The sequence below is a fragment of the Arthrobacter sp. ZGTC212 genome (assembly GCF_002929255.1).
Taxonomy (GTDB): domain Bacteria; phylum Actinomycetota; class Actinomycetes; order Actinomycetales; family Micrococcaceae; genus Arthrobacter_B; species Arthrobacter_B sunyaminii.
The window spans coordinates 1,195,125-1,218,515 of sequence record NZ_PJIJ01000001.1 but is presented as its reverse complement, the minus strand read 5'-3'; the positions used below and the strand labels follow the sequence as shown (position 1 = coordinate 1,218,515).

Annotated in this window: 26 protein-coding genes and 1 other RNA gene; 8 read left to right on the top strand and 19 right to left on the bottom strand. The window is 63.3% G+C overall.

All coding sequences use genetic code 11. The features are described 5' to 3' along the window. Nucleotides 1-40 precede the first annotated feature (40 nt). The 3 genes from hisN to CXQ89_RS05915 all read left to right on the top strand — a co-directional run bounded on the left by hisN (nt 41) and on the right by CXQ89_RS05915 (nt 2,878). Nucleotides 41-850, top strand: coding sequence for a histidinol-phosphatase (gene hisN / locus CXQ89_RS05925; protein WP_104052505.1), 810 nt, complete (start codon nt 41-43; stop codon nt 848-850). Between the two features lie 2 nt (nt 851-852). Next, nucleotides 853-1,644, top strand: a complete 792-nt coding sequence (locus CXQ89_RS05920) for a class I SAM-dependent methyltransferase (protein WP_258059890.1) — start codon at nt 853-855, stop codon at nt 1,642-1,644. 121 nt (nt 1,645-1,765) lie between these two features. Further along, nucleotides 1,766-2,878, top strand: coding sequence for a glutamate--cysteine ligase (locus tag CXQ89_RS05915; protein ID WP_181032237.1), 1,113 nt, complete (start codon nt 1,766-1,768; stop codon nt 2,876-2,878). 8 nt (nt 2,879-2,886) lie between these two features. Here the strand turns inward: CXQ89_RS05915 and CXQ89_RS05910 are convergent, their stop codons facing one another. Together CXQ89_RS05910 and CXQ89_RS05905 are read right to left on the bottom strand one after the other, a co-directional pair. Next, a complete protein-coding gene (locus CXQ89_RS05910) occupies nt 2,887-3,327 on the bottom strand; it encodes a DUF2568 domain-containing protein (protein WP_181032236.1) in 441 nt (146 codons plus the stop codon). 35 nt (nt 3,328-3,362) lie between these two features. Further along, nucleotides 3,363-5,072 (bottom strand): alpha-glucosidase, encoded by a 1,710-nt coding sequence (locus tag CXQ89_RS05905; RefSeq protein ID WP_104160554.1) that lies wholly within the window; start codon nt 5,070-5,072, stop codon nt 3,363-3,365. Between the two features lie 257 nt (nt 5,073-5,329). Here CXQ89_RS05905 and CXQ89_RS05900 point away from each other — a divergent pair, with 257 nt between their 5' ends. Both CXQ89_RS05900 and CXQ89_RS05895 read left to right on the top strand, forming a co-directional pair. Further along, a complete protein-coding gene (locus CXQ89_RS05900; RefSeq protein WP_104160712.1) occupies nt 5,330-5,821 on the top strand; it encodes a DUF1269 domain-containing protein in 492 nt (163 codons plus the stop codon). A 142-nt stretch (nt 5,822-5,963) separates the two neighbouring features. Beyond that, a complete protein-coding gene (locus tag CXQ89_RS05895; RefSeq protein WP_104160553.1) occupies nt 5,964-6,365 on the top strand; it encodes a hypothetical protein in 402 nt (133 codons plus the stop codon). A gap of 101 nt (nt 6,366-6,466) precedes the next feature. On the opposite strand, the gene CXQ89_RS05890 is transcribed toward CXQ89_RS05895, so the two are convergent. The 9 genes from CXQ89_RS05890 to CXQ89_RS05850 all read right to left on the bottom strand — a co-directional run bounded on the left by CXQ89_RS05890 (nt 6,467) and on the right by CXQ89_RS05850 (nt 15,442). Then, complete coding sequence (locus CXQ89_RS05890; RefSeq protein ID WP_104052510.1) at nt 6,467-7,102, bottom strand: uracil-DNA glycosylase; 636 nt, start codon at nt 7,100-7,102, stop codon at nt 6,467-6,469. A 351-nt stretch (nt 7,103-7,453) separates the two neighbouring features. Continuing rightward, nucleotides 7,454-7,823, bottom strand: a transfer-messenger RNA (tmRNA) gene (gene ssrA / locus CXQ89_RS05885). An 85-nt stretch (nt 7,824-7,908) separates the two neighbouring features. Beyond that, complete coding sequence (smpB, locus tag CXQ89_RS05880) at nt 7,909-8,382, bottom strand: SsrA-binding protein SmpB (protein ID WP_104052511.1); 474 nt, start codon at nt 8,380-8,382, stop codon at nt 7,909-7,911. A 42-nt stretch (nt 8,383-8,424) separates the two neighbouring features. Next, on the bottom strand, nt 8,425-9,825 hold the full coding sequence (locus CXQ89_RS05875; protein WP_104160552.1) for a peptidoglycan DD-metalloendopeptidase family protein: 1,401 nt from the start codon (nt 9,823-9,825) through the stop codon (nt 8,425-8,427). 53 nt (nt 9,826-9,878) lie between these two features. Beyond that, on the bottom strand, nt 9,879-10,790 hold the full coding sequence (ftsX, locus tag CXQ89_RS05870) for a permease-like cell division protein FtsX (RefSeq protein ID WP_104052513.1): 912 nt from the start codon (nt 10,788-10,790) through the stop codon (nt 9,879-9,881). Beyond that, a complete protein-coding gene (ftsE, locus tag CXQ89_RS05865) occupies nt 10,787-11,596 on the bottom strand; it encodes a cell division ATP-binding protein FtsE (RefSeq protein WP_104160551.1) in 810 nt (269 codons plus the stop codon). The genes ftsX and ftsE overlap by 4 nt, the downstream gene beginning before the upstream one ends. 127 nt (nt 11,597-11,723) lie before the next feature. Continuing rightward, nucleotides 11,724-12,497 (bottom strand): SDR family NAD(P)-dependent oxidoreductase, encoded by a 774-nt coding sequence (locus tag CXQ89_RS05860; RefSeq protein WP_104160550.1) that lies wholly within the window; start codon nt 12,495-12,497, stop codon nt 11,724-11,726. A 110-nt stretch (nt 12,498-12,607) separates the two neighbouring features. Continuing rightward, the gene (gene prfB / locus CXQ89_RS05855) at nt 12,608-13,726 is read right to left on the bottom strand and encodes a peptide chain release factor 2 (protein WP_104101322.1); all 1,119 of its coding nucleotides are present in this window, start codon (nt 13,724-13,726) and stop codon (nt 12,608-12,610) included. Between the two features lie 57 nt (nt 13,727-13,783). After that, complete coding sequence (locus tag CXQ89_RS05850) at nt 13,784-15,442, bottom strand: DUF2142 domain-containing protein (protein ID WP_104160549.1); 1,659 nt, start codon at nt 15,440-15,442, stop codon at nt 13,784-13,786. A 205-nt stretch (nt 15,443-15,647) separates the two neighbouring features. On the opposite strand from CXQ89_RS05850, the gene CXQ89_RS05845 reads away from it, so the two are divergent. Then, nucleotides 15,648-16,154 carry a GtrA family protein gene (locus CXQ89_RS05845; RefSeq protein ID WP_237685718.1) on the top strand — a complete coding sequence of 169 codons (507 nt, stop codon included), beginning with the start codon at nt 15,648-15,650 and terminating at the stop codon, nt 16,152-16,154. A gap of 109 nt (nt 16,155-16,263) precedes the next feature. After that, nucleotides 16,264-16,596, top strand: a complete 333-nt coding sequence (locus CXQ89_RS05840) for a hypothetical protein (RefSeq protein ID WP_104160547.1) — start codon at nt 16,264-16,266, stop codon at nt 16,594-16,596. Nucleotides 16,597-16,617: 21 nt separating this feature from the next. On the opposite strand, the gene CXQ89_RS05835 is transcribed toward CXQ89_RS05840, so the two are convergent. Genes CXQ89_RS05835 through CXQ89_RS05810 form a run of 7 tightly spaced genes read right to left on the bottom strand, consistent with a single transcriptional unit; the run spans nt 16,618 to nt 21,197 of the window. Further along, nucleotides 16,618-17,103: a pilus assembly protein TadG-related protein gene (locus tag CXQ89_RS05835; protein ID WP_146067201.1), complete on the bottom strand. Its 486-nt coding sequence runs from the start codon at nt 17,101-17,103 to the stop codon at nt 16,618-16,620. Continuing rightward, nucleotides 17,100-17,561, bottom strand: coding sequence for a hypothetical protein (locus CXQ89_RS05830; protein WP_104052520.1), 462 nt, complete (start codon nt 17,559-17,561; stop codon nt 17,100-17,102). Before CXQ89_RS05830 ends, CXQ89_RS05835 begins: the two co-directional genes overlap by 4 nt. Continuing rightward, nucleotides 17,545-17,886: a TadE family protein gene (locus CXQ89_RS18775; protein WP_372434178.1), complete on the bottom strand. Its 342-nt coding sequence runs from the start codon at nt 17,884-17,886 to the stop codon at nt 17,545-17,547. Before CXQ89_RS18775 ends, CXQ89_RS05830 begins: the two co-directional genes overlap by 17 nt. Nucleotides 17,887-17,933: 47 nt before the next feature. Next, nucleotides 17,934-18,155 carry a hypothetical protein gene (locus tag CXQ89_RS18770; RefSeq protein WP_237687156.1) on the bottom strand — a complete coding sequence of 74 codons (222 nt, stop codon included), beginning with the start codon at nt 18,153-18,155 and terminating at the stop codon, nt 17,934-17,936. Between the two features lie 26 nt (nt 18,156-18,181). Beyond that, on the bottom strand, nt 18,182-19,123 hold the full coding sequence (locus CXQ89_RS05820) for a type II secretion system F family protein (RefSeq protein WP_104052522.1): 942 nt from the start codon (nt 19,121-19,123) through the stop codon (nt 18,182-18,184). After that, nucleotides 19,120-19,974 carry a type II secretion system F family protein gene (locus CXQ89_RS05815; RefSeq protein ID WP_104052523.1) on the bottom strand — a complete coding sequence of 285 codons (855 nt, stop codon included), beginning with the start codon at nt 19,972-19,974 and terminating at the stop codon, nt 19,120-19,122. The genes CXQ89_RS05820 and CXQ89_RS05815 overlap by 4 nt, the downstream gene beginning before the upstream one ends. Further along, on the bottom strand, nt 19,971-21,197 hold the full coding sequence (locus tag CXQ89_RS05810; RefSeq protein ID WP_104052524.1) for a CpaF family protein: 1,227 nt from the start codon (nt 21,195-21,197) through the stop codon (nt 19,971-19,973). Before CXQ89_RS05810 ends, CXQ89_RS05815 begins: the two co-directional genes overlap by 4 nt. A gap of 260 nt (nt 21,198-21,457) precedes the next feature. Here CXQ89_RS05810 and CXQ89_RS05805 point away from each other — a divergent pair, with 260 nt between their 5' ends. Then, nucleotides 21,458-22,342 (top strand): glycosyltransferase family 2 protein, encoded by an 885-nt coding sequence (locus tag CXQ89_RS05805; protein ID WP_104052525.1) that lies wholly within the window; start codon nt 21,458-21,460, stop codon nt 22,340-22,342. Nucleotides 22,343-22,364: 22 nt separating this feature from the next. Here CXQ89_RS05805 and CXQ89_RS05800 read toward each other — a convergent pair whose 3' ends face one another. Then, the gene (locus tag CXQ89_RS05800) at nt 22,365-23,390 is read right to left on the bottom strand and encodes a D-alanyl-D-alanine carboxypeptidase family protein (RefSeq protein WP_181032235.1); all 1,026 of its coding nucleotides are present in this window, start codon (nt 23,388-23,390) and stop codon (nt 22,365-22,367) included. Between the last annotated feature and the right edge of the window lies 1 nt (nt 23,391).

Here is a 23,391-nt window from a genome sequence, read left to right as displayed (position 1 = left end):
TCGTGGGCACCGCCCACCGAATAAGGATAAGTTGAACAGTATGCCGTTCGCCCAGAATTACAACGATGACCTGCGACTCGCCCACGTCATGGCCGATTCCGTGGACGATCAGACAATGTCCCGCTTCAAGGCGCTGGACCTGAAGGTTGAAACGAAGCCGGACCTGACGCCCGTCACCGACGCCGACAAGGCTGCGGAGGATGCCATCCGCGGGCAGCTCTCCCGCGCCCGGCCCCGGGACGCGGTGCTTGGTGAAGAGTTTGGCTCCACCGGATCCGGGCCGCGCCGCTGGGTGATTGATCCCATCGACGGCACCAAGAACTTTATCCGCGGCGTCCCCGTCTGGGCCACCCTGATTTCCCTGGTCGACGACGGCGTTCCCGTCCTGGGCGTCGTCAGTGCACCGGCGCTGGGCAAGCGCTGGTGGGCCGCCACCGGAACCGGCGCCTATATGGGACGCTCCCTCGCCTCCGCCACCCGGCTGCGGGTGTCCAACGTTTCCGAACTTTCAGATGCTTCGCTGTCCTATTCCAGCCTCGGAGGCTGGAAGGAACGCGGCAACTTTGACGAGTTCATTGGGCTGACGGAATCGGTCTGGCGCACCCGGGCATTCGGAGATTTCTGGTCCTACTGCATGGTAGCCGAGGGCGCCGTGGACATTGCCTGCGAGCCGGAACTGAACCTGTATGACATGGCGGCGCTGGTCCCCATCATTACCGAAGCCGGTGGCAGATTCACTTCCCTGGAAGGTGAAGACGGTCCGTTTGGGGGCAACGCCCTGGCCACCAACGGTGCACTGCACAGTGACGTCCTGCGCCGGCTCAACCCGGCGCTGGACGACCTGCTCTGACCGTGGCCCCGTCAAGGTCCGGCCCCCGGCTGGAATCCCTGCGCCGGCAGGAACTGGCGCGCAGCTATGAGGACGGCGGGGAACACTATGACCGCATCCGTCCCGGCTACCCCGCCGAAGCGGTCCAGTGGTTGTTTGCCGGGCCCCGGAACGCAGCTGCCGGGCCCGGCGCCCGTGTGGCCGACATCGGGGCCGGTACCGGCAAGTACACACGTTCCCTGGCCGCCGCCGGTTACCGGCCCACCGCCGTCGACCCCTCCGCCGACATGCTCAGCCAGCTGCAGCAGATACTGCCCGGAGTACCCGTCCTGCAGGGCACTGCTGAGGCCACCGGACTTCCCTCCTCCTCCATGGACGCCGCCACCGTGGCACAGGCCTGGCACTGGTGCGATCCCATCGCAGCAAGTACCGAGCTGGCACGGATTCTCCGGCCCGGCGGAATCCTGGGGCTGGTCTGGAATCAGCTGGACGTCAGCGTCCCCTGGGTCCACCGCTATTCGCGCATCATTCATGCCGGAGACGTCCTGAAACCCGGATTCCGGCCGGTTGTCGGCCCCGAGTTCTCCCCTGATGATTCCCACGTCACCCGGTGGTCGCAGCAGATGACCCCCGAGGACCTGATGGAGCTCGCCAAGTCCCGTTCCTACTACCTCAGCGCCGGCGGACCGGTGAGGGACAAGGTGATGGCGAACCTGGCCTGGTACCTGTTCGAACATTTGGAATACCGTCCAGGGCAAATCCTGGAGCTGCCCTATCTGACGCTCTCCTGGCGGATGGTGCTGTCCGGGGGCTGATTAACAGCTCAGGTAGTATCTGTTCGCCGAGACCCCGCGGCATGTAGTCTGATGCCTCCGGCTCCGATGGGTGCCCGGACTTATCCAGCAACATACTCTGCTGCGGAACGGGGGCACGCACGTGGTCACCTTTGGAATCGAAGAAGAATTCCTGCTCGTCAACCCTGACAGCGAAATGCCCAGCTCCCGAGCCGGTGAGGTGATCACGGCGCTGATCCCCGGCGACGGCGTCAGTCTTACCAGCTCCGCGGAATTTCTGGCCTGCCAAGTCGAGAGTGCCACTCCTATCTGCAGCGACCGGGACGCAGCTCTCACCTCCCTGCTCGATTTCCGCGGCCGCCTTCAGGAGGCAGCGGCAGCGGCCGGACTCGCCGTCGCGCCCACCGGAGCAGCTCCTCTGGTTGAGGCTTCCCCGGCCGTTGTGAGCGGCACGGAACGCTATCAGGACATGGGTGCCATGGCCGGCGCTGTAACCGACGAGCACTATGTGAACGGAACGCACGTCCATGTTGCCATTCCCAGCCGGGAAGAGGGCGTCCAAGTCCTTAACCGCCTGCGCCCCTGGTTGGCCACTCTTGGGGCCATCAGCGCGAACTCTCCCTATTGGCATGGAAGGGACACCCTCTTTGCAAGCTGGCGGCTTGTCCAGTACCGTCGCTGGTCGGTGCAAGGATGCCCGCCGTATTTCCAAAGTTCAGCGGACTACGACGCACGAGTGGCCAAACTTATGGCAACCGACGTTGTCCTTGATTCCGGCCACGTCGGCTGGACTGCCCGCCTTTCCAACCGGTTTCCCACCATCGAGATTCGGGTGGCCGATACGCAGTTGGAGGCACGGGACGCGGTTTTGCTGGCCCTCGTTGCCCGCGGGCTGGTAAGCACCGCGCTGTCCGAGGAGACTGCCAGCGTTGACGGCAGCCCGGACACGCTGGCCGATCCGGAAATCCTTGATGCCGGACTATGGCAGGCTGCACGCTTTGGATTGCGGGGGAACCTGTTGGATCACGGACCCAACGGCGGTGATCTGAGCCGTGCTGCCCCCGCCCAGGTGGGCGCGTTGCTGGACTATATTCGGCCTGCCCTTGAGGAGTCAGGCGATGATTCCTTTGTCCGGGCGGGTCTGGCGCATGTACTGTCTACGGGAACCGGCTCGCAGCGGCAGCGGGAGGCGGTACGCCACGGTGGCTTCGCCGCGCTCAGGCCGCTCTTTGCAACATCACTGACGGCGTCCTGACAACCGGTTTATTTGGCCCGCCGGCCGGAACGACGCGGCGCCGAAGCCACGGCCGGGTACCCGGCGGCAAGGTCCCACACCAGGTTCACAACGGCAGCCGCTGCAACCAGCACGGCAGCCAGGGCCAGACCGCTCACCATGAGTGCGCCCGCACCGGCAAGAAAGGCACCGCCGGCTACCAGTGGAAGCGCCGGCCACGGCAACCGGTTCTTGGCGCGGGGTGCCAGTACGAGGCTCCACAGGACAACCGACAGTGCCAGTGCAACAACGGCGGCGGGAGCCCGGTGCGAGGGAAAAGCGGTAATAGCCCAGTACGTAACAGCAAAGAGGAATGCTGTTTCCAGGGCGAAGGCCAGCACCTGCCGGACTATTAGTGTCCACGGTCGGGAGCGGCCCTCACCTGCGGGCTTCGTTGCGGTGCGGGTCCGGGATGTCTCGTCCTCTGTCACAGAAGCAACTTTAGCCCCAGCGGCAGGGAATCCGGTTACCCGAACTCGTAGGTGGAAATATCCACGATGCGAGCCTCCCAGGGGCGCAGCCAGTGCGTCTCACCGGCTTCCTCATAGTTGCCCAGGATCAGGTCTCCGCTGCCGAGGTTGGAAGGCAGCTCCAGCACAGCACCGGAGACGTTGCACTCGACCAAAAACTGCTGGTCGCCGAGGCTGCGCCGGAATGCATAGAGAGTGGGATGATCCGGGTCCAGCAAATGAAAATCACCGAGTGAAACAACTGCGGATTCATGCCGCAGACGGATCAGCTTCTGGTAGTAGCGGTAAACGGACTTCTCCGAGGCCAGGTCCGCCTCGGCGTTGATGTGGCGGAAGTTGGCGTTCACCGGTATCCAGGGCGTTCCGGTGGTAAACCCGGCGTTCGGTTCACTGCTCCACTGCATGGGGGTGCGGGCGTTGTCCCGGCTCATGGCGGCAAGCGCCGCCAAGACTGCGTCCTGATCGGACCCGCGGCTGAGTGCATCAGCGTAGTAGTTCAGAGATTCCACGTCGCGGTATTGATCGATGGATGTGAACCCGGCACTGGTCATTCCGAGTTCTTCACCCTGATAGATGTAAGGGGTTCCACGGTGCAGATGCAGCAGGGTAGCCAGAAGCGTTGCCGACTCGTAGCGGTATTTTCCGTCATCTCCGAACCGGGACACCTGACGCGGCTGGTCGTGGTTTCCCAGGTACAGGCTGTTCCAACCCGTTGCGGAAAGTCCCCGCTGCCAACGGTTCCAGCTTGTTTTCAGATCTCTCAGGTCCAGTTCCCGGTAGTCCCACTTGTTTCCGGGGCTCTGGTCAAGGCTGACGTGTTCAAACTGGAAAACCATGTCCAACTCTCCGCGGTGCGGATCAGTGAACAGGAGCGCCTGGTCTACGGTTGCCCCGGGCGTCTCCCCCACGGTCAGGAAGTCCCCGGTGCGGTTCGCAAACACCGCACTCCGCATCTCACGCAGGAACTCGTGGATCCGGGGACCTGAAGTGAAATACGGCGTCCCGTCACCCCATACGCCGCCGGGCTCCACTACGCCGTCGGGCAGCGCCGGATCCTTGGAGATGAAGTTGATGACGTCCATCCTGAATCCGTCGACGCCCCGGTCGATCCACCAGTTCATCACGGCGTGGACGCGTTCCCTCACCCTGGGGTTTTCCCAATTGAGGTCCGGCTGCTGCGGGGTAAAAAGGTGCAGATAATACTGTTGGGTTCCGGGATCATAGGTCCAGGCGGATCCGCTGAAGTGCGAGCCCCAGTTGTTGGGTTCCGCCCCGGGCTCTCCGGGTTCAAAGCCGGGCCGTGGATCACGCCACCAATAGGTGTCGCGTTCCGCGTTGTCCCGTGAACGGGACGATTGGCGGAAAGCCTCATGCTCGCTGGAGGTATGGTTCACCACAAGATCCATGATGAGTTTCATACCCCGGGCATGGATGCCGTCGAGCAAATCGTCAAAGTCCTGTTCGGAGCCGAACATGGCGTCGATCCGGCGGTAGTTGCTGATGTCGTAGCCGTTGTCGAACTGCGGGGACTGGTGCACCGGCGAGAGCCAAATAACGTCTACGCCCAGTTCGGCAATGTAATCCAGCCGCGCTGTGATTCCGGCCAGGTCACCGGTTCCGTTTCCGCTGCTGTCCGCGAAGCTGCGCGGATAGACCTGATAGACAACGGCGTTGGTCCACCATGCCGGACGGTCAGGATCGCTCATGCTGGCGCCTCTCACTTGGCCCGCCGCGCTCGCGTGCGGCCCGCACCAGGCCGGACCCAGATGTGATCCGGACACGCGGGTTCGTGCATTCTACGTCGGCCCCGGCCGGTCGGACAGTGCCGCGGGACACACTCCCCCAGTCCTCACCCGGTCAGGACGATTTCCTTGCCCCCAACTTTCCGGCGTCGTTAGTGTGGGCGCTACTTCGTCCCTTTATGGTGGACGATTTCTGGATCCCCACGTTTGGAGACAACGCGATGACAACACTGACCGTATGGAAATTTCCGGATTCAGGTTCTGCGGAACAGGCAACCGAGACACTGTCCAGCCTGCAGTCACAGGGCTTGATCAGTGTCGAGGACGAGGCCTACGTAACCTGGCCCGAGGACAAGAAGAAGCCAAGCACTCATCAGGAACATCATCTGGTGGGAGCCGGCGCTCTGGGTGGCGGGTTTTGGGGCCTCCTCTTTGGATTGATCTTCTTCATTCCACTCATCGGTCTGGTCGTGGGCGCAGCCGTCGGTGCACTTTCGGCTTCCATGGTTGACGTGGGGATCGACGACAACTTTATTAAGCAGGTTCGCAGCGAAGTCACCCCGGGAACCTCGGCACTGTTCGTCCTCACCTCGGACGCTGTGGAGGACAGGGTACTGGATACCTTCAAGAGCAGCTTCCCCGACGCGAAGCTGATTTTCACCAACCTCTCCAAGGAGCAGGAAGCCAACCTGCGCCAGGCGTTCGCGGACTAATTCGTTCGGCGCAAACATGCTGACAGCATGACCGCGCCGACCCAATTCGTGGAGGCCGGATCGTCCGACTGGACGGCCCGGCCTTCACGCATGTCCGCCCCTGCGCGGCACGCTCGCCCCGGTTCCCGTATCGTTAATGGAGATGATTACCAGACGCCAAGCTGCACTTGCCCTAGATATTCCGCTTGAAATGGCCACCCGCCATGGAATCCCTGCCCGCCTCTCAGAAGAGGAACTGGACCGCCTGCAAACTGATCCCCCTGCCTGGCTGGTCCAGTCACGCGCCAATCGGACGGGCAAACGCCCCGTATGGGTGGAGCTGGAGTGTGTGGTGTGCGGTTACCGCGAAAACGCCCGGCCAAAGAAGTGGTGGCCGGACTTTTCCTTCCTGGCCTGTGCGGACCATGCCCTTCGCGAGCTTCCCGCGGTGCCGGCCGGACATGCGCGCGGCGAATATGACGGCATCGGAACCCGCTTTACCGGATATGTTCATGTGCCGGCGGATCAGGTTCCCGGCCGCACGGAATCGCCCGACAGCCACTGACATCCAGGGGCGGGGCCCAAAACTTTCAGACATCAAAAAACCAGGTGCGCCGCGGGCGCACCTGGTTTTTTATGTACCGGGTTGAAAAACCGGCGAGAGTCTCAGTTCCCGGGAATGGCCAAACCGGTGCGTGCCATCGCGTCCTTGTACGCGATCCGCATGGCAGCCAAGCCTTCTTCCTGACGTTCCGCCGTTGCCCCAAACGCGCGGCCGTCAACGGAGCGGGCCTTGTAAATCTTGAAGCTGCGCCGGTAGATCATCCGGTTCTCAGTCTTGAGGAAGGCTGCACACAGGCGCTGTGCTTCAGTGCCGTGGGCCACGATGGCTGAGGCACGCGGCACCAGGGCGAGGAAGCGCAGCAGAGGCTTGAGCCCTTCCTGGATCTGTTCCTTGGTCAGTTTGCCGTTGGGCTCGCCGGGAACGTACCAGGGATAAGTGTTCCACGGCATGACGTACTCCGGCCGGAGCCCCACCTGCCAGTGGACTCCGAGAAGCCGGGCAACGGCGTCGTCATCGCCCGCGGTGATGAAGCCCGATGGGTGGGCTGTGCCGATATTGGAGAAAAGGCTCACAATGCGGGTCTCGCCCACGTCGTGCATGGGATCAACGTAGGGCACCTCGGTGCCCGGCTTCAGCGCTTTGAGTGAGTCGCAGAGCTGATTGACCTCAGCTACGTTGTCGTCATAGCGACGGTTCCAGAGTTCTTCGGATTGTGTTCCATTGTCCAGGCTTTGCATAAGGTGGTGCGTCTCCTACAGGGTCGTATCGACCGGTTATAGCTCATGTGCCCGGACGGAGCGCGTACGGGCGGATGCTGCCGTATCCCGCAGCGCCGTGAGGCGGCGGTATTCACGACCGCCGACAGCGGAAGGCCGGACGCGGTTCCTGGCAACAGGTTTCCGGCTCCTGCCAGTCTAGCAATTCCTGTGGTCCCTCCTTCCCGGCTCTGCAGACCGGGGACTGAAAAACCGGGGTGCTGTGACCAAGAACTCCCCGCAGTCCGGCTATTCGCCCGACGCCGGGACAAAGAAGTCGTTAAAACAAAAACAGGGAAGCTGCCTGTGGCAGCTTCCCTGTTTTTTACTATTGGGTGGAGATGGGGGGAATTGAACCCCCGTCCGATGTCGTGTTGTCAGGGCTTCTCCGGGCGCAGTCTGCGGTGGATTTTCTCGGCCCCAGCTGTCATGCAGACAAGCAGCTGATCCGGGCCCAGCCGTCTAAGAGTCCCGAACACGCCAACGGCGAGCATGTTCAGCAGTGGCCCTCTAAATGACGCCAGGATCCGGGACGAGAGCATTCCCGGGCTGACGGACTATGCCCGCTGCTTAGGCAGCGAGAGCGAAGTCAGTGCGCTTTGAATCGGCACTTATTGTTTTACAAGGAGCGTTTACGAGATAACCCTGTATCCTCGGCCCGCTTCACCTGTCTCGACTAACACCGTCGAAACCTGTCATCCCCAATGTATTGCTAACCCATATGTACTTTTCAAACCGGCCCCATGAACCGGACCGGTGCGTTAAGTGTAGCCCATGAGCGAAGCGGGTCAGGCGCCGCGGTTTTTCTCCCGCATGTCCCGCAGGGCTTCCCTGTTGTCCTGCTTTTCGCGCAGCGTCTGGCGCTTGTCGTAGTCTCGCTTGCCGCGCGCCACGGCGATCTCCACCTTGGCCCGGCCGTCCAGGAAATACAGCTGCAGCGGAACGATGGTAAAGCCGGATTCCCGTGTCTTCTGCATGATCTTGTCCAGCTGCTCCCGGTGCAGCAGGAGTTTCCGGCGCCGGCGGGCCGAATGGTTGGTCCAGCTCCCGTTGAGATACTCCGGAATATAAGCTGCCTCGAGCCAAAGCTCATCGTTGTAGAAGGTGCCGAAGCCGTCCACCAGGGACGCGCGGCCTTCCCGTAGTGACTTGACCTCGGTACCCATCAGAACCATGCCGGCCTCGTAGGTATCGAGGATTTCATAGTTGTGCCGGGCCTTGCGGTTGGTGGCCACAACCTTACGGCCACTTTCTTTGGGCACGGGGGAACTCCTTGTCGATAAACGGAAAACTCTATTGTAGGCCTACAGCAGGCCCATGGGGTCAACCAGCGCACCGTTCAGCACCGTCTCGAAGTGCAGGTGGCAGCCCGTGGAGTTGCCGGTGGTGCCGACGTAGCCAATGAGCTGGCCGGCATTGACCCACTGGTTAACGGAGACCACAAAGCTGGTCAGGTGGTAGTAGTTCGTTGCGAGGGCACTGTTTCCGATGACGCCGTGGTCGAGGACCACGCGGTTGCCGGTTCCGATCATGCCGTCGGGCTGGCCCTGGTCGGCGCGGTAAACCTGGCCGGCTGCCGGAGCGTAGACGGGCGTGCCGCAGCTGGCGGCGAAGTCGATTCCTGAGTGCAGGTATCCGCCGGTGCCGAAGAAGTCGATGCTGCCCGGAGGCGTGGCCCGCCAACCAAACCCGGAGGAAATGGAGGCCTGCACGGGGTGGCTCAGGCCGAAGGCAGACGGATTGGTAGGCGTAACGGAGGGCACTTCAGCCACAGGCGCCGGTCGGTTGTTGCGTGCCGCTTCTTCGGCGGCTCGGCGGTTCGCCTCAGCGATCCGGGCTTCCTCTTCCTTGCGTGCCTTCTCAAGGAGGGCGCGCTGGCGTTCAGCGATATCAGCCGTTGCCTTGGCCTTGGCCGTTTCCAGGGAAGCGAGCTGCGCCTGGATGACCGGCTTTCGGGCTTCCAGCGCAGCGTTCGCTGCCGCGGTCTGCTCGATCAGGGCATCCACCTTGGCCTTTTCAGCCGCAGCGGAGTCTCTGGCTTCCTGTTCGAGGACCAGTGCCGCTTCCGCCTGGGCCTTGAGGTTGGAGATCTCCTCTTCAACCGCGGCGAGGCGAGCTTCAGAGTTCACGTTGGTGGCGTTCTGCTGGGACAGCTGCTGCATGGCGGCGTTCTGGTTGCGCAGTACCTGTTCCGCCAGCCCCATGGAATCAGTCAGGCTGTCCGCACCGTCTGCTCCCAGCATCAGCGAAAAGCTGGAGGGCACCCCGCCGCTCTTGTAAGCCTGCGCGGCAATTTGGCCAATCACTTCTTCCGTGTCATCCATGGCCGCCTGATCCTGCTGGATCTGGGCAGCTATGGTGTTGCGGGTTTCCTGCGCCAGCGCAACCCGGTCGGTAAGGGCGCTGACTTTACCCGCAGCTGCAGAAACTCTGCCTTCAGCATCAGCCAAGGCCTGCTGGGCTCCGGGAAGCTGCTGCTGGTAGATCGCCAGCTCGGCGACCTTCCTGCTGGTTTCGGCGTCCAGATACTCGTACGTTTCCTGCACCTTCTGCTGCTCGGCCTCGATGGCTGCCTTGCGGTCATCCAGTTCGTCAGCGGAGGCGGTTCCGCTAAAAGCAAGCGTCAACGCGAGTACGGCGGAGGCAACCACGCCTGCGGTGGTTTTGCGCAGGACCGGCCTCGCTGCCGGCTGGGCACTAACCATTGATGGAACCGTCCATGGAGTCTGTCAGCTTTCTCTTCAAAGTGAGCAACACTCTAAACCTTTAAGTAGCGTCTAAGCGTTAGTAGTGAGGATCCTCCGGCCAGCAAAGCCCCAATAACAAGTAGAACAGGGCTCAAGACCAGTACCTGTTGTGCGGAAATGAAAGCAGTCGCGGGGTAGGCCTCGGCAAGTGCACCGATAAAGAAGTGCGCCACTGCCCACAGCGTACCCGATGCCAGGACGGCACCAATGACGGCTGCGATGACCCCCTCCAAGATGAACGGCAGCTGGATGACGGCCTTGGACGCTCCCACCAGCCGCATAATACCGGTCTCGCGCCGCCTGCTGAAGGCAGACAAGCGGATTGTTGTGGCAATCAGCAGAATGGCGCAAACCAGCATCACCGAGGCAATAATGAGCGCGATCAGTGACGCCATGTTCATGAACGAGAAGACCTTCTCCAAAAGCTCACGCTGGTCGCTGACGGTCTCCACGCCGGGCATCGACGAGAATGCTTCATCAATAACCTCGTACTTTTCCGGATCAACCAGGGATACGCGGAAGGATTCGGGCAGCTGCTCAGCCGTCACGGAATCAACGAGCGGAGAGTTGGCGAACTGCTCACGGAAATGGCTCAGCGCCGTCGCCTGGTCCTCATAGTCAACCGACGCCACGTACTGGGAGAAAGCCGGTGACTGAAGCTGGTCTTCAATGGCCTCCCGCTGCTCATCCGTCACAGCACCGGCTGCGCAGGAGGCGGTGGTAACAGTGTCTCCGCAGAGGAAGATCGCCACCTGCACCTTGTCGTACCAATACCCCTTCATTTGGCCGATCTGCAGCTGCAGGAGTCCGGCAGCACCGACAAAGGTCAGGGATACAAAGGTCACCAGAATGACGGAGACCACCATGGACAGGTTTCGGCGGATGCCGGAACCGATTTCACCCAGGACAAATGCCAGTCTCATTCCATGTCCCCCGTTCCCGCCGCGCCGGTCCCGCCCGGTGAACGGACGCCGTCGGCCTTGACACCGTCGGCGGTCTTGATGACTGCGGGCTGCGGGATCACAGGTCCCTGCTGTGTCTGGGGCGCGCCCAGGTAGATGCCTTCACGCTCGTCGCGCACTATCTTTCCGTGGTGCAGCTCAACCACGCGTTTGCGCATCGTGTTGACGATGTCGTCATCGTGGGTGGCCATCACCACGGTGGTTCCGTTCTGGTTGATCCGGTCCAGGACCTTCATGATCCCCAGCGACGTGGTGGGATCCAGGTTTCCCGTGGGCTCGTCGGCAAGGAGAATTCCGGGCTTGTTGACGATGGCGCGCGCAATGGCCACCCGCTGCTGCTCACCGCCGGAGAGCTCGTGCGGCAAGCGGTTGTCCTTGCCCTCAAGGCCCACGGTTTTCAGGACCTCGGGAACGGAATCGCGGATAACGGCCCGGCTGCGTCCAATCACCTGCATGGCAAAGGCCACGTTGGCAAAGACCGTCTTGTTCGGCAGCAGGCGGAAATCCTGGAAAACGACGCCGATTCCCCGGCGCAGGCGCGGAACGCGCCAGCTGGGGATTTTCGCCACGTTGGACCCGGCCACGTAAACGGTGCCCCGGGACGCGTGCTCCTCCTTGAGGACCAGCCGGATAAAGGTCGATTTGCCGGACCCGGATGCCCCGACCAGGAACACGAACTCGCCGCGGTCCACTTCGAGGTTCACGGAATTCAGTGCCGGCCTGGAATTGCGGTCGTAGACCTTGGTGACGTTGTCGAAAGTGATCATGTCTGCTTAGCGCCCATCAATCGGCCGGAACACGGGCCTTGGTTTGGGAAAAGGGCGCCGGCTGTTCGACTATATCGGCGGTTCCCTCGACAAACGGCGATTAGGGCCGGTGTGTCGCCACAGGCGCTCACCGTCCGGACCATCCGCCGTCCATGGTGTAGGAGGCTGCAGTGACCATGCCTGCGTCTGCACCCGCCAGCCAGCCGGCGAGGGAAGCCACTTCAGCGGGCTCGACCAATCGCTTCACCGCCGGTTCGGTCAGCAAAACCGAGGAAAGTACCTCTTCCTCAGTAATACCGTGAATCCTGGCCTGGTCCTGGATTTGGGCTTCAACCAAAGGGGTGCGCACGTAGGCGGGGCAAATGCAGTTGGAAGTTACTCCGTGCGGACCGCCTTCGAGAGCTGCCACTTTGGACAACCCTTCCAAGCCGTGTTTGGCACTGACATAGGCACTCTTGAAAGCCGAAGCCCGCAGGCCGTGGATGCTGGAAATGTTGATAATGCGGCCATAACCCCGGGCGTACATGCCCGGGAGCACAGCCCGGATCAGCAGGAACGGCGCCTCGAGCATGAGGCGCTGGATCAGCCGAAACGCTGCGGGATCGAAGTCCCCGATAGCGGCGATACGTTGAATTCCGGCATTGTTGACCAGGATGTCCGTGTCCAAATCCAGGTCGTCCAACGCGGCGGTATCGCTCAGGTCCACCTGCCAAAACGCGCCGCCGATGTCGTCTGCAACCCTGCCGGCGGCCTCACCGTTGATGTCAGCAACAGTGACTTTGGCACCCTGAGAAGCAAGTTGCCGGGCACATGCCTCTCCGATGCCGCCGGCTCCACCGGTGACTACCGCCCGAAGTCCGCTGAGATCGCCGCCGTTGCCCGGCTTGCCCGCACTTGCCACGAAACCGCCCCCTGAGCCCGGGCTGTGCCGTCCGCCCAGCCTCTAGGCCAGCATCATGCCATCCGACCCGCGAATTCGCGAGCGTCCCCCGCGAACGTGCCGGTCCTGCGCTACTTCCGGGCGGATACGCTCCCGTGGGCGCGCCAGCGAATGCCGGCGTCGATGAAGTCGTCAATCTCGCCGTCGAACACCGCTGAGGTGTTGCCGACCTCGTGCTCAGTGCGCAGGTCCTTCACCATCTGGTACGGATTGAGCACATAGGAGCGCATCTGGTCTCCCCAGGAGGCTTTGACATCCCCGGCGAACGCCTTCTTCTCGGCGTCCTCCTGTTCCTTCTTCAACAGCAGCAGGCGGGACTGCAGCACCCGCATGGCCGCGGCGCGGTTCTGCAGCTGCGACTTTTCATTCTGCATGGAGACCACCGTCCCGGTGGGGATGTGGGTCAGGCGCACGGCCGAGTCCGTGGTGTTCACGGACTGTCCGCCCGGGCCGGAGGAACGGAAGACGTCCACGCGGATCTCATTGTCCGGGATTTCGATGTGGTCAGTGGGCTCGATCAGCGGGATCACCTCGACTGCCGCAAACGACGTCTGGCGGCGGCCCTGATTGTCGAAGGGGCTGATGCGGACCAGGCGGTGTGTGCCGGCCTCCACCACCAGCGTGCCGAAGGCGTAGGGCGCCTTGACCTCGAAGGTGGCCGATTTCAGGCCGGCCTCTTCGGCGTAGGAGGTGTCCAGGACCGTGGTGGGGTAACCGTGGCGCTCGGCCCAGCGCAGGTACATCCGCAGCAGCATTTCGGCGAAGTCGGCCGCGTCCACTCCCCCTGCACCGGAGCGGATAGTCACCACGGCCTCGCGGGCGTCGTACTCACCGGAGAGCAGGGTGACCACTTCGAGCTGGGACAGGGACTTGCGCAGTGATTCCAGTTCCGTCACGGCTTCGGCCTTGGAGTCGGCATCGGCCTCGTCCTGGGCGAGTTCCACCAGCACCTCGAGGTCATCGATGCGTGACTGGATTCTCTCCAGGCGCTCCAACTCCGACTGGCGGTGCGAGAGCTTGGAAGTAATCTTCTGCGCCTCGGACGGATCATCCCAGAGATCCGGAACGCCGGCCATTTCACTGAGCTCTTCGATGTCCTCTTTGATTTTGGCTACATCGGAGACCTCCTCGATGGAAGCAAAAGTGGACCTGAGGGCGCGGATCTCCGCGGGAAAATCTATTTCAGCCATGGTTCTTACAGCCTACGCCATGCGCCCTGCCGGCCGCCTCCGGGCATTGCGTCCGGGCTAGCGCCCCTCTGTACCGGATTCACGGTGCCGCCCGGCGGTCCCGGCAGAACCTGCCAGCACGCCCGCAGCCGGAATCGCATTTGCCGGCGGCGACACAACAGGGTTTTCCGCACCTGACCCGCCGTCGGCGTCCGCCGCCGCAGCGGGATCGGGCGTCGGCCGGAACAGCGCCCGGTGAGTCAGGACGGCGCCGGCGGCCAGCACCAGCGCATACAGTGTGACGAGCACCGGCCACGTGAACGGCGGCTGCCAAGCCGTGTCCTTGAACATGCCAGCCCAGCGGATACTCTCCTCCAGCCCGACTGTGTAGCGGCGGAGTACGTAAATGAAAGCGTAGAGCTGCGCCGCAGCCGTGCCGGCGAGCAGCCATGCCCCGGCCCTGCGGGCTACCGGGCCCGTGGGGAAGGGAACAGTGCGGAAGGCTACGCCGCAGGCCAGAAGCAACAGTACGATGACGGCCAGCAGGTAGCGTCCCTGCCAAATCCAGCCAAGCTGCGCAATGACCTGTCCCTGGAGGATGGGCGGCAGTGCTATGGCCGCGGCCACCAGAACCAGTATTGCCAGCCGGTCCCGCCGCTTGGGGGCTGCCAGCCCCAACAGCAGGACTGCTCCCATGGCCGCGTGCCAGAAAATGTAGACGCCCGCGGGAAGAGGTGTGTCCAGCCACCCCATATAACCGATGTAACCGGACACGTAATCGAAGCTTCGATCCAGCATGATCTGGGCCGCGTCCCACCGGCTCAGGTCCACGGGACGGCCGGTCAGACTCTTGAGACTGTCTGCCTGAAGCACCCAAAGGAGGCCCAGTACGCAACCAACACCGATCAGGGCGGTCATGGCTATGCCGAGCCGGTTCCGGAGGATGGCGAACATCGGTTTCCACCCGTACATGATGAGCGGAACAACTACGGCCAGGGCCAGCCAGACCAGTGACAGCGAACGGGTATTGGCAAGTACGGCTCCTGAGACTCCCACCAGGACGATGTTGCTCCGCACTAACCTCAGCGCCGCACTGTTCTCGAGGACAACACACAAATTGAGGAACAGCGCGGCTGTGGTGACGATTTCCAGGGCATTGGGATTAATCGACCCGTTCAGGAACAGCACCATGGGAGTGATCGAAACGATCGCGGCGGCCATCGGCCACCGGGGGCGGCGGAGGCGCGCCGCAGCCCCCAGCGACACCGCGAGGAAGGCAGCCCCGATAAGTCCGCTGACGATACGCATGGCGTAGACTGCCGGCGCTCCTGACATGAACAGGGAGGGCCAGCCCACCAGGAAGTAATACATCGGGTTGTAGTTGCCCGCGCTCGTTTCGGCTGCTGTCAGTGCCGTGTCATCAGCATCGACCACGGGGGCGCAGTCGGCGGTAATCCGTCCGTCGTACGCGTGGCAGGCCTGCGCCGGGAGGCTGGCGATATAGCCCGGAACCTGAACGGTGGCCCGATCACCCTGTTCGCCCCCGGACACCCCGAGTAGCTCGCCGCGGACCACAGACGCTGCCTTGATGGCGTGTGCCGGCTCGTCCGGCACTGCCATCAGCGGAGAGGCCAGCGCCCACAGGGTAGACAGCGCGGCGAGGACCAAGAAGGCCAGGGGAAGGAAAATCCGCCCGGTAAAGGGCAGTGGGCGCGCACGGCGGTGCAGCACATTCATTCGTCGGTGTCCTACTCAGTGAAATGGTCCGGTCGACCCCGGCGCTGGGAGCCGACGCCTTTGAGGATGTCCAGTCTACTTGGCCACAGGGTCACCCTTTCGGTTCAGCGAATTTCCGGGCAGGCGTTAGTCTTAGTGCACTCCAGAGGTCTGTTTGCCGGTCCGTGGAGGGATCAGATCCGGTTTGGCGAGTCAGAAAGATGCAATGGTTCAAAGCAGAATGCACCGCGTGAACTCGGCGGTGGCTACTTTTCTGAGGCACCGGGTCGTCAGGTTCCTTATTGTCGGAGGACTCTCCTTCGCCATCGATCTGGGCCTGCTGATGATCCTGCATGAGGCGGCAGGGGTTGCTCTGTGGATCGCCACGCCCGTCGCCTTCATCACCAGCCTGGTGTTCAATTTCCTGATGCAGCGCATCTACACCTTTAGGGCCACGAACAAGGGTCACGTCAGCGCCGCAAAGTACGGGACGCTCGTGGTGTTCAACATCCTCGCCACTGATGCCATTGTGCTGCTGTTCGCCCAAACCGAGTTCACATACGCCGTCGGCAAGGTGGTCTCTACCGCACTCACGATGGTGTGGAACTTCTTCATCTACAAGTACTGGATCTTCCCCGCCGCAAAGTCCGACGCTGCGGCCTCCGCAGCCGTTTCGACTGCACCTGTCGAGCCTGATGCCCACGGGCCGGGTGTCCGGAACCGCCTCCCCTGAGCTGTTGTCCACCGCCCGTCCGGTGCCCGACATGCGCACTCCCGCTTTCAGGCTTTGCCGGGGGATCGAAGTAAATTAGAACTGTCAGCACATGCCGAAGGAGCCAAATGTGAGCAACCGGAACGCAACGAAGACAGCCGCCAAAGACGCTAAATCCCTGCCCGTCCGCCACCCCGAATCTGGGCGCCGATACTCCTTGGAAGAGCTTGAGGCGCTGGCCGCCGAAGGTGATCCCTGGGCCCTGGGAAAGATGGACGATTGGGACCTGTCCTTCTCCAACGAGTACAAGGGCTCGCTGACGGACCGCTGTCCCGATCCGGAGTGCGACCAGTACGGCGAGCCGGTGACCCTGTGCTACGGAGAAGACGGCGAACTGCTCGACGTCGACCACGGCGGCTGGGGCCACCCGCCCGCCGCTGAGGTCCAGGCCAAGGCGTCCTAGCCGCACTGGATTATCCTGCCGCTACTGGCTGAGTTGCGCCCTTGCCTCGCTCACCGCGGTGATCGGAATTCCGTCCGGCACCAGAAAATTCACCAGCGGCGGATGCACGACGCCGGTCAGCACAACCTTGGCGGTGCGGCCGTCAGCCGTTCCGGTCTCAGAGTCAACGGCCAGACCAGGAAGCCGTTCTGCGGCGTCCGTCAGCGACAGATAACGGTTCACCTCGGCCTGGACCGCTACCGGGGCCAGCACAGCCGCCGGTCCCTCCCCCGGCGCGGCAACATCCCCCAGCGAAAAAGTGTCGGCGGCCGCGAGCGCGGCTCCGTCCGCTGCGGAGAGCAGTTTCTTGTGTCCCAGATAGAGGGCAGAGGCGCCCATGACCACCGACACCACCAGCAGGCTCACCAGCATGTATCCGATGATCAGAACGCCGATTTGGCCTTCCTCTCCCCGAAGAAGGAACCGTTGGCTACCCGTTGGTGCGGCAGCATCCGCAGTTCTCCTCATCCGTAGCGCTCCACTATCTGGGTGGACGACGAGTCCACAGTCACGGGCGCAAAATCCATTCCCGGAACTCCCGGTGCCAGCGGCAGGGGAACGTCAAAGCGCACCAAAGCGGTCACCGTCGACCCCGCTGCCAGGCATTCTGCCGAACAGGAAATGTCCAACAGCATTTCCTCCGGCTCGAACCCGAAATCAGTGAACGCCAGCTCAGCCGCCGCCCTGGCCCGCTGTTCGCCGCTGACCGGGTCCTCCGCATCCACGTACACCCTCGCAGCCGCTTCAGCAGCGCCCACTGCGGCAAACGCTGCGCCCTGGACCTGCCCGGCCGTGACGATGAGATAGACCACGGGCACCAGCAGCACCAATCCGAGGAAGATGAACTCCACCACCGCGCTGCCTTCTTCACCGCTGCCGGCTGCGGCGTAGATCTGCTGCGGCTCCCTCCTACCCCCAGAATCCATGACCGGTCACCTCCAACCCGTCACTCGGGCCCAGGAAACCGATCACGGGAAGCGGAGCCCGAACCGTGACCTGCAGCGTCCGGACGCCGCTGACCGTCGTTTCCTCGTACGTCACGTTTTCCGCCAGCGAGTCATTCAGTGCAAGTCCGATCAGTTCTGCGGTGCGCTGCGCGCCGTCGGCCGGGGTGCGGTCAGCCAGCGTGCCGTACCGTGCGCCGGAAGCCGCTGCGTCAATCAGCGTATTGCGCACATGCAGGACCAGGGCCAGCTGGATGATCGACATGAACAGCAGAGTCACCAGGGCGCCCACCATGACAAAGTCCACTACGGCTGATCCTGACTCCCGGCTGTGGGCGCCGGGAGGCGAGACCGTCAGGGGTTGACCTTGGCGATCGCCGCGTTGAACATGTTGCGGAGGGCATCTTCTGCCAGAAACAGGATCATAGCGACCAGCGTGGCCGACATCAGGGTGATCATGACCCAGCCGGGGACGTCGCCGCGTTCGCGGTCCTCGCTCCTGAGCGTCTGTCCGAGACGTACGATCAGCGAGGTGCCGAGCAGAAGCAGGAGCCGCGGTGCGTGAATGGTGCGCATGGGATGTTCCTTTCATTGGGGTTGTCCTAGAGTCCGATTCCCAGGAGGGAAAGACCGGGGAAAATCGAGAAGAGCACTGTCAGCGGAAGGACCCCGAAAACCAAGGGGATCATCATCGCGATCTCCTTCTTGCCGGCGCTTTCCATGAGTTCGCGTTTGGCCAGGTCCCGCACGTCCTGGGACTGTGCCCGCATGACGTCCGCCAGAGGGGTGCCGCGTTCGATCGCCACAGTCAAGCCGTCCACAAACCGGGACAGCGGTGCGAGCCGGACCCGGTCCGAGAAATGCTGCAGCGCGTTGGTCAGGGGCACTCCGGAACGGGTTTCACCGAGGATGCGGGCAAACTCCCCGGCCAGTTCACCGTGGGCTGTGCGGGCGATCCGCTCAAGGGCGCCGTTGGCGCTTTCTCCGGCGCCCACGGCAAGGGCCATCATCTCCGCCAGGCTGGGAAACTCGGCGAGCATACGGGTCTCGCGGCTCGAAATCTGGGAGCTCAACCGGTAGTCGCGGAGGACGAACCCCAGGACCGCCCCCATGACGGTGCCGAAAATGACACCGGCCACGCCTAACCGGTCCATGCTGGCCAACCACACCGAAGCCACGCCGCCGCACAGGAAACCTCCGCCTGTCCACACCACCTGTTCGGCCCGGAAATCCAGCACGCTCAGGCCCTGCCCAGCGCGTTCCAGACGGCGTTCAAGGTCCCGGGTGACCGGGTTGATCCGGTTGAGCCGGCGAACTGCCAGGTGCAGGGCCGGACGCAGGATCCGCTGCAGCGGGCCGAACGGTGTGAGGTCGCCTGCCGGCACAATCAGGAGGCGGGATCCCTGGCCGCCCGTGCGCAGCTGCGGAGCAATCCGTTCGCTGAATGTCACGGGCCGGAGCCAGGGCACCCGCAGGACGGCAAACCAGAGGGAGGCCCCTAGGGAGATACCCAAGGCGACCGCCAGGAACCACGGCGCGCTCACCGCAGCACCCGCTCTTCTTCGGGGAGCGCCCCGATTCGAAGCATGAGCCGGTAGCAGATCACGGAAATGACAATGCCGGCCGCCAGCACGGTTGCCCCGCCGGCAGTGTTGTAGGCGGCAACGGCTTCCGGACGGGCGGCAAGCAGAATCAGCACGATCCATGGGGCGGCGACGGCGAGCCGTGCAGCGTTGACTGTCCAGGACTGGCGGGCCAGAAGTTCGCTGCGGGTTCTCGCGTTGTCCCGCAGGAACTCGTTCAGGGTGCCGAGCAGACGTCCAAGGTCTGAGCCTCCCACCTCGCGGGTGAGGCGCAGTGCTTCGACGATGCGGTCTGCCACCGGATCCGCCAAGGTGGCTTTCAGCCGTGTCAGGGAGTGATCGAACTGTCCTCCGGATCGGTAATCTGCTGCAAACTCACGGAAAGGCTGCCTCAGCTCTTCCGGACCGTTCTCCCCCAGCTGGATCAACGCCTCCGGCAGGGACAACCCGGCCCGGATGGCTGACCGCAGGTGATCCACGGCGTCCGGCCACAATTCCGCACGTGAGGTTCGCTGCTTCCGCGCCTGCCAACGGATCAGGAAGAGCGGCACACCGGCACCGAACAGGCCAAAGCAGGCGGCAATGGGTACGGCGCCTGTGCCGGCCAGCACCAGCAGCGCGACCAGCAGTCCGGCGGCGACGCTGGACCCTACTACTGCCCGCGGAGTTACCCGCTGGATTCCTGCCTGCAGCAGTTCATCCTCCAGCCGTCTGCTCCGCGGGCGCCGGGCCGGCACGGGCGGAACCACCCAGAAGGACCGCCATACCAGGAACAGTCCAAGGCCCAGCAGCAGTCCCGCCGCGGCGCTCATGGCCGCACTTCCAGCAATTCGGCCACGTTGTAGCCGGCGCGGGCGAATTTCTCCGGTGCCGGCATGGACGCGGCCGTCACTTCCAGCCGCCCGTCGGTCCGCTGGAAAATGGATGACGCTTCAATCACGCCGTTCTCCACCCTGTTGCCCAGCGCCATGATCTCCACTACCTGGCGCTTACCGGCAGCGTTGCGGGCACAATGGATGACCAGATCAATGCAGGATGCCACGGTGGGCACCACGAAGGCACTGGAAATGTTGGCTCCGGCCAACAACGGCAGCGTACAGATTTTCGTGATCGCGTCATGGGCGCTGTTCGCATGGACACTGCACATTCCGGGCAGACCCGAGTTCAGCGCGATCAGCATGTCCAGGCTTTCGGCTTCCCGAACCTCACCAACAATGAGGCGGTCCGGGCGCATGCGCAGAGCTTCTTTGACGAGCCTCCGCAAGGGGATTTCTCCGACACCTTCCAGGTTGGACTGCCGGCACTGCAGCCCCACCACGTCCCGCAGCGGCAGCTGCAGCTCGAAGATTTCCTCAACCGTGACGACACGTTCCCGTGGGCCGATGGAAGCGCCCAGGCAGTTCAGCATGGTGGTCTTCCCGGCCTGCGTTGCTCCGGACACCAGGACATTCAGGCCGCTGGCAACTGCGGCACCCAGGAACCTTGCCGCCTGCGGTGTCAGGGTCCCCAGTTCCACCAAATGTTCCAGCCGGCTGGCGCGGGCAATGAATTTGCGGATGTTGACCGCCCAGTGACGCCGGGTAATGTCCGGGATCACCACGTGCAGGCGTGAGCCGTCCGGCAATGATGCATCAACAAACGGGGAGGAAAGATCCAGTCTGCGGCCTGAACTCTTGAGCATTCGTTCCACGAGGTCCCGCACCTGGTCCGCGGACAGGACCAGAGAGGTCAGCTCCGACCGCCCGTCACGTGCCGCATAGATCTCAGTGGGTGAATTGATCCAGACTTCCTCCACCGTGGGGTCATCCAGCAACGGCTGAAGGGCTCCGAACCCGGCTACGGCGTCAAAGACGCGGCGGCGGGCGGGCTCCAATGCGCCCAGCGGTGGCAGCGAACCGAGGAGGGAACGCTCGTCGTAATCGGTAACCGCGTCCTCGACCAGGCGCCGTACCTCCGCGAGCTGGCTGGCGGGGTCAAGGCCGCGCAGACGGATCAGTTCCCGGACCTCATCCTCCACAATTGCAACGGCGTCCACTAGCTTCCCCCGGACTAAGCACGGAAAGGACGGATGTTGCCATCCTCGCCGTGAGACTGGTGCAGCCTGGTTGCGGCCACGGGGGTCAGATTAGGAGACTCACTGTCCAGATACGAGAGTGTTTTCATAACTGTGGATAAGCAGGTAGTTCGTACCCGGGACCCGTTCCGGAGGCTGGAGCATTGCCCGGGTAGAAGCCCGCTCCTACCCTTGAATCACTCCCAGTGGGATTCTGACGCCGGAAAGGAGGGATCCCTGGCATGCCTGCCGTCGATATCCTGTTGCCCTATTACGGTGACGTGGACCTTATGAAGGCCGCAGTGGGCAGCGTGTTTGCGCAGACCCGCGAGGACTGGCTCCTGACAGTGCTGGACGACGCCTACCCGGACCCGGAGCCGCAGCGCTGGTTCGCGTCGCTGGAGGATCCGCGCGTCACCTATCTGCGCAACGAAACCAACCTCGGCGCCAATGGTAACTACCGGAAGGCCCTGGACATGGCCCAGGCCCCGGTGGTCGTTATCATGGGGGCCGACGACGTCATGCTGCCGTCCTATCTGGAGCACGTTACGGCCCTCCTGGACGAGTATCCGGAAGCCTCAGTGGCACAGCCTGGCGTGGAGATCATCGACGGCACGGGACATCGGGCGAAGACTCTGACCGACTCGGTGAAGTCCCTGACCGCCCCCTCCGGTCCGTATCCGGCGCTGGTTGGCGGTGAGCGGATGGCCGCCAGCCTCCTGCGGGCCGGCTGGCACTATTTCCCCGCCCTGGCCTGGCGCCGGGAAGCCATAGCGCATTTTGGGTTCCGCCCCGAGTTTGACGTTGTTCAGGACCTCGCGCTCCTGATGGACATCGCCGCCGCCGGCGGATCCATAGTGGTGGACGGCCCGGTTTCCTTCCAGTACCGGCGCCATGCATCTTCGGACTCATCTGTGCGGGCAGCAGACGGTCGACGCTTCGACGAAGAGCGCCGGTACTTTCGGGAACAAACCAACCGATTCCGGGACCTGGGCTGGCCTCGTGCGGAACGGGCGGCCCGCTTCCACTGGACTTCAAGACTGAACGCCCTGACGGTGCTTCTGGCGTCCCTGCGGCATCCCTCCGTGCGCACGGCACAGAACATGACCCGTCACATCGTGGGATGACGACGGCGGCTTGAAGGCGGCGCTACCGGGCCGGGTAGCCGGGAGCAGCAGGAAGATGGAAGTACTCCTCCAGCGTGCTGACACCTGATGAGTGAACGGCGAAGGCCAAGTCGACACCCACGAAACGCAGGTGCCACGGCTCATAGGCATAGCCGGTCACGGCAGAGGCTCCGGCAGGGTACCGGACGATAAACCCAAACCGATGGGCATTTTCTGCCGCCCACGCCCCGGCCGGGGTGTCTGCAAAGCAGGCCTGCAAAGAGCAGGCGCCATCCGCGGCGGCAATGTCCACGGCCAGTCCGGTCTGGTGCTCGCTGTAGCCCGGCCGGGCGGAGATGGCATCTGCCTGTTCCTGGCCGTACTGCGAGGTGTAGCCGCTGTACAGCTCGAACTGTGTCTCGAAGGGACGGTAGCCGCTGATGGCCCGGACCGTCACTCCGTCGGCGGCGGCCGCCTGCTGCAGGAGGATCAGCGCTTCCGCCGGTTCAGCGCGCAGAAGCTGTCCGTCGACGCTCAGGAGATCCTCCGGAGCATAATCTTCCGGCTCCAGCGGGCGTTCTTTGTTGACGACGACGGCGGTGTTCTTCGGGTTGTCGATGTCCAGGTCCACTGTGGCCGGCTCGGCAGGACGCCACGAAATGGTGCCGCGCTGGAAGCTTTGCGAACAGGTACCGCCGCTGCAGGCCGGGCTGGCAACCGGATAACCCAGCGGGCCATTCTCGAAGGAATACGTGGCCCAGGCCTCGCGGATGGCTCCCCACGAGGGCTGGGCGCCCGTGGCCGGGGACCACACAATTCCGCCGTGTTCATAGTTGCGGTAACAGCCGCCGTCGCGCAGGCCGCAGGTCTCTGCCCCCGTGGGCCTGCCAAGCCCGCTGTCCGTTCCACCCAACCGCTGATACTCCCGGTCGATGGCTGTTTCTGCCCGCTCAGCGCCTGTTTGGGCTGCCGGTGAAGCGACGGCGGCAGGAGCTCCGCCCAGAATCAGGACCAGGGCACAGACCGCTGCGGACAGGACCGAGAACCTCGGTCCTGTCCGGGCGGTCACT

Bases quoted from the DNA above. Each gene is read 5' to 3' on its own strand.
- hisN (WP_104052505.1), top strand. From the start codon at position 41: ATGCCGTTCGCCCAGAATTACAACGATGACCTGCGACTCGCCCACGTC.
- CXQ89_RS05905 (WP_104160554.1), bottom strand. From the start codon at position 5,072: ATGAGCGATCCTGACCGTCCGGCATGGTGGACCAACGCCGTTGTCTAT.
- CXQ89_RS05900 (WP_104160712.1), top strand. From the start codon at position 5,330: ATGACAACACTGACCGTATGGAAATTTCCGGATTCAGGTTCTGCGGAA.
- CXQ89_RS05895 (WP_104160553.1), top strand. From the start codon at position 5,964: ATGATTACCAGACGCCAAGCTGCACTTGCCCTAGATATTCCGCTTGAA.
- CXQ89_RS05890 (WP_104052510.1), bottom strand. From the start codon at position 7,102: ATGCAAAGCCTGGACAATGGAACACAATCCGAAGAACTCTGGAACCGT.
- CXQ89_RS05875 (WP_104160552.1), bottom strand. From the start codon at position 9,825: ATGGTTAGTGCCCAGCCGGCAGCGAGGCCGGTCCTGCGCAAAACCACC.
- ftsX (WP_104052513.1), bottom strand. From the start codon at position 10,790: ATGAGACTGGCATTTGTCCTGGGTGAAATCGGTTCCGGCATCCGCCGA.
- ftsE (WP_104160551.1), bottom strand. From the start codon at position 11,596: ATGATCACTTTCGACAACGTCACCAAGGTCTACGACCGCAATTCCAGG.
- prfB (WP_104101322.1), bottom strand. From the start codon at position 13,726: ATGGCTGAAATAGATTTTCCCGCGGAGATCCGCGCCCTCAGGTCCACT.
- CXQ89_RS05850 (WP_104160549.1), bottom strand. From the start codon at position 15,442: ATGAATGTGCTGCACCGCCGTGCGCGCCCACTGCCCTTTACCGGGCGG.
- CXQ89_RS05845 (WP_237685718.1), top strand. From the start codon at position 15,648: ATGGTTCAAAGCAGAATGCACCGCGTGAACTCGGCGGTGGCTACTTTT.
- CXQ89_RS05835 (WP_146067201.1), bottom strand. From the start codon at position 17,103: ATGAGGAGAACTGCGGATGCTGCCGCACCAACGGGTAGCCAACGGTTC.
- CXQ89_RS05830 (WP_104052520.1), bottom strand. From the start codon at position 17,561: ATGGATTCTGGGGGTAGGAGGGAGCCGCAGCAGATCTACGCCGCAGCC.
- CXQ89_RS18770 (WP_237687156.1), bottom strand. From the start codon at position 18,155: ATGCGCACCATTCACGCACCGCGGCTCCTGCTTCTGCTCGGCACCTCG.
- CXQ89_RS05815 (WP_104052523.1), bottom strand. From the start codon at position 19,974: ATGAGCGCCGCGGCGGGACTGCTGCTGGGCCTTGGACTGTTCCTGGTA.
- CXQ89_RS05805 (WP_104052525.1), top strand. From the start codon at position 21,458: ATGCCTGCCGTCGATATCCTGTTGCCCTATTACGGTGACGTGGACCTT.